Annotated in this window: 1 pseudogene; it reads right to left on the reverse strand. The window is 50.9% G+C overall.

Annotated features, from left to right (window positions below):
• Nucleotides 1-501, reverse strand: a pseudogene (locus BMI79_RS22935) (hypothetical protein); the annotation flags it as partial.

Here is a 501-nt window from a genome sequence, read left to right on the forward strand (position 1 = left end):
CCCTGAAGCCGAACCTTTATTGTTGAGCGCAACATCCTTCCCGAACTGCTTCGTCAGTGCACCTGATGCGACTACAGCACTCACACCACCCGCGATGTACATTGAACCCACATAGGCTCCTGCTCTCGCTCTGGCTTCTTCCTCTGTGTAACCGAACGACATAAACGCCTGCGTATACCCTTCCAGAACGTTGAACACTTCCTTCGCATTCGGGTCTGTAGAGTTCAGCAAGTTCATTATCTGCTGATAACCTGCCTGAGCCTCTTTCGGGTTCTGGTAAGTCTGGTTGAAGTAGGTATCTTGCGCGGCCTTCGCTTTCTCTCTTTCTGCCTGACAGTCACCACCTTTGCCACTGCAGGCCGCGTAAGCAGCCAGATCACTTTCCAGATCCTTGCGATTTAACGCCTCCTTATCTTTCTGTTCTTCTGGTGTCAGGTTCTGTTTGTTGTTGAGATATGTCTGGCGGCTCTTCTCCGTGCTGCTCAGATAGTTATTCTCCAC

Source organism: Serratia oryzae, from assembly GCF_001976145.1.
Classification (GTDB): Bacteria; Pseudomonadota; Gammaproteobacteria; order Enterobacterales; family Enterobacteriaceae; genus Chania; species Chania oryzae.